Source organism: Kitasatospora sp. NPDC029312 (genome assembly GCF_055569215.1).
Genome location: NZ_JBVHXY010000054.1, coordinates 1 through 3,399, shown reverse-complemented (window position 1 = coordinate 3,399; position 3,399 = coordinate 1). Strand labels below are relative to the sequence as shown.

General features: G+C 69.8%; 3 protein-coding genes. 2 read left to right on the top strand and 1 reads right to left on the bottom strand.

All coding sequences use genetic code 11. The annotated features are described in order from the left end of the window. Positions 1-133 precede the first annotated feature (133 nt). Positions 134-577 (top strand): hypothetical protein, encoded by a 444-nt coding sequence (locus tag ACZ4WV_RS31250; RefSeq protein ID WP_465752010.1) that lies wholly within the window; start codon positions 134-136, stop codon positions 575-577. Positions 578-685: 108 nt separating this feature from the next. Here ACZ4WV_RS31250 and ACZ4WV_RS31245 read toward each other — a convergent pair whose 3' ends face one another. After that, positions 686-1,105 (bottom strand): MerR family transcriptional regulator, encoded by a 420-nt coding sequence (locus ACZ4WV_RS31245; protein ID WP_465752050.1) that lies wholly within the window; start codon positions 1,103-1,105, stop codon positions 686-688. Between the two features lie 416 nt (positions 1,106-1,521). Here ACZ4WV_RS31245 and ACZ4WV_RS31240 point away from each other — a divergent pair, with 416 nt between their 5' ends. Next, a complete protein-coding gene (locus tag ACZ4WV_RS31240; protein WP_465752049.1) occupies positions 1,522-3,012 on the top strand; it encodes a SulP family inorganic anion transporter in 1,491 nt (496 codons plus the stop codon). The last annotated feature ends 387 nt before the right edge of the window (positions 3,013-3,399 follow it).

Below are 3,399 nucleotides of genomic sequence, written 5' to 3'. Positions count from 1 at the left end.
GAAAAGACAAAAAAAAACACTCAACCACACCCCCCCCCCCCCCCCCCCCCCCCCCCCCTCCCCCCCCCCCCCCCCCCCCCCCCCCCCCCCCCCCCCCCCCCCGGCCGCCTCCGGCACGCTGCTCCTGGGCTACGTGATCGTGGTGCTGATCGGTGTCGCGGGCCCGGCGACCACCGTCTGGTGGTCATCCGACCCCATGAGCCGCTGCCGGCCGACCCTGCACTTGCTGGCCGCCACCCACGCGTTACTGGTACCCGTCCTCCTGGCCTTGATCGCGCCGATCGCCGCAGGACAGTCTGCGCCAGTCGGGGCGCGGTGGTGGGCCGGAACAACCGCCGCCGTCCTGGCAGCCCTGGCGGTCGCGAAGGCTCGGGCGACGAACGGCAACGCCTGCCAGGGACTCCTTCAGGGGAGCGGCCCGACCCTCGTGCAGGCCCTTGCCGCGCTCGCCACTTGGGCGGAGCAGTTCGCCGCACCGTGGCCCCGAGCCGCAAGCCTGCTCTACGCGGCAACCACCCTGTGCTCCGGGGCCCTTGCGATCCGTTTCCTTCGCACAGCCTCCCGTGCCGCCCCATGACCGCACCGCTCCCGCGCCGCCGGCGCGTTGCGAGTCACGGATGCCCAGCGCGATGGCGGCCCGGTGACAAGACGGGCGTGTGTTCGGCGGGGTGTCGCCGGCCCGGTTTCACATGCGAGTGGGCGTTCGCGTACCGGATCCCTGGAGGCGGACACGCAGGGCCGCGGCGAAGTCCTCCGCTCGCGCGAGCTGGGTACGGAGCTTGTCGATCTGCTCGGCGGCGGCATGCTCGTACCTGCGGATGCGCTCCAGCAGGGCTTCGCGGTCGTGGGGGCCCAGGTCGTCACCGGCGTCGAGCCGGTCGGTCACGTCGAGCAGGTCACGCATCTGGTCGAGGGTGAAGCCGAGGGGCTTCATGCGGCGGATGACCATGAGGCGGGCGACATCGTTCTCGGTGTAGAGGCGGAACCCGCCCTGGGAACGAGCGGAGGGGACGACGAGTCCGGTCTCCTCGTAGTGGCGGATGGTGCGCAGGGACAGCTCGGTCCGTGCGGCGACTTCGCCGATCTGCATGTGCTCGCCGTTCACGCCCGGTCGCTCCAGTCCGTCCCGTTCCTGGCGGATGTCGCCGCAGCGGGCAACCTCCACTCTCTACCCTAACGTTAGGGTAGAGTTGCTGTGGCCGAGGCGGCCCTCGCTGCCCGCCGTTGCCGTACCGGGGCCGGTGCCGCCCCCGGCGGAGATCCGATTCTCGCAGGAGATACGCGTGCGCGAGCCCATGACGCCCGGCGCCGCCGCCTGCCCGCCGTGACCCACCGCCGCCAGGGACGAACGCTGGGCCGCGCTGTCGACTCGGCCGGTGGCCGCTCCTCCCATACTTGGGGCCGGCACATCTCGGTCCGCCCGCGGGGTGCCGTCCGCACCTCGCACCCTTCCCCCGCGCGCCCGGTGTACCGGCAGGGCGTGCCCGAGCACGACAGGTTCCCTCCTTGCCCTCTCCCGCCGTGTCCCCGGCCGCGCACCTGCGCGCTCTCAAGCCCGACTGGCTGTCCGACCCCAAGGTCTGGCGCACCGAGGTCCTGGCCGGCCTGATGGTCGCCCTCGCGTTGATCCCCGAGGCGATCTCGTTCTCGGTCATCGCCGGGGTCGACCCGAAGATCGGCCTGTTCGCCTCGTTCACCATGGCGGTGACCATCTCGCTCGTCGGCGGTCGGCGCGCAATGATCTCCGCCGCGACCGGCGCGGTGGCCCTGGTGATCGGGCCGCTGAACCGCGAGCACGGCCTCGGCTACCTGGTCGCCTGTGTCATCCTCGCCGGCGCCTTCCAGATCGCGCTCGGCGCGCTCGGGGTGGCGAAGCTGATGCGATTCGTGCCCCGGTCGGTGATGGTCGGCTTCGTCAACGCCCTCGCGATCCTGATCTTCATGGCCCAGGTCCCGGAGATGGCACACGTGCCGTGGCCGGTCTACCCGCTCATCGCCGGCGGACTCGCGCTGATGGTGTTCTTCCCGAAGATCACCACCGCGGTGCCGGCGCCGCTGGTGTCCATCGTCATCCTCACCGCCGTCACCGTCGGCGCCGGAATCGCCGTGCCCACCGTCGGAGACAAGGGCGCGCTGCCGTCCTCCCTGCCCGTACCGGGCCTGCCGGACGTGCCGCTTACCCTGGACACGTTGACGACCATCGCCCCCTACGCCCTCGCGATGGCGCTGGTCGGTCTGATGGAGTCGCTGATGACGGCCAAGCTCGTCGACGAGATCACCGACACCCGCTCGAACAAGACCCGGGAGTCGATCGGTCAGGGCATCGCCAACATCGTCACCGGCTTCTTCGGCGGCATGGGCGGCTGCGCGATGATCGGCCAGACCATGATCAACGTGAAGGTGTCCGGAGCCCGCACCCGCCTCTCCACTTTCCTCGCCGGCGCGTTCCTGATGGTGCTGTGCATCGTTTTCGGCCCCCTTGTCTCGGACATCCCGATGGCCGCCCTGGTCGCCGTCATGGTCATGGTGTCCTTCGCGACCTTCGACTGGCACTCCATCGCCCCCAAGACGCTGAAGCGGATGCCCGTCGGCGAGATCGTCGTCATGGTGATCACCGTTGCCGTCGTCGTCGCCACCTCCAACCTCGCCATCGGCGTCGTCATCGGATCCGTCACCGCCATGGTCGTCTTCGCCAAGCGCGTCGCCCACCTCGCCGACGTCACGGCCGTCACCGACCCAGACGGCGGCCAGGTCGTCTACGCCGTCACCGGCGAGCTGTTCTTCGCCTCCAGCAACGACCTGATCGGCCGGTTCGACTACGCGGGCGACCCGGAGAAGATCGTCATCGACCTCAGCCGCGCCCATATCTGGGACGCCTCCTCCATCGCCACCCTCGACGCCATCGAGACCAAGTACGCCCAGCGCGGCAAGACCGTCGAGATCACCGGCCTCAACGCGCCCAGCGCCGACCTCCACCGCCGCCTCTCCGGCGAACTCGCGGCAAAGCACTGAGTCCGCACACCGCTGCAGGCGCCCTCTCCGGGGCTCAAACCGTCCGGACAGATTCGTCCCCGCCCCGCGGCGCTGGTCACGACAACCGTCGGGACGGCCCAGGGCAAAGTTTGGACCCCCGGTAGCTGGCCGCAGCCGAGCCCGCGAATCTGATGCCGTTCGTGCACCTGACCAGGCGGCGACCATCTTCCTCCAGAACGCAGCGTGGGATCTGGGTGGATCGGGCGCACTCTGGTGGGTGAAGAGATACCGATTCGAGGTGCAGTACCTCTTCCCCTACATGCGCCGACCGATTACGTGGGCACTCAACCGGAATGCCTACAATGCGGTCTACTCCGCGCTCGGCTGGGCGCTTGACATGATCTAGCTCCGCTGACTGATCCGGGT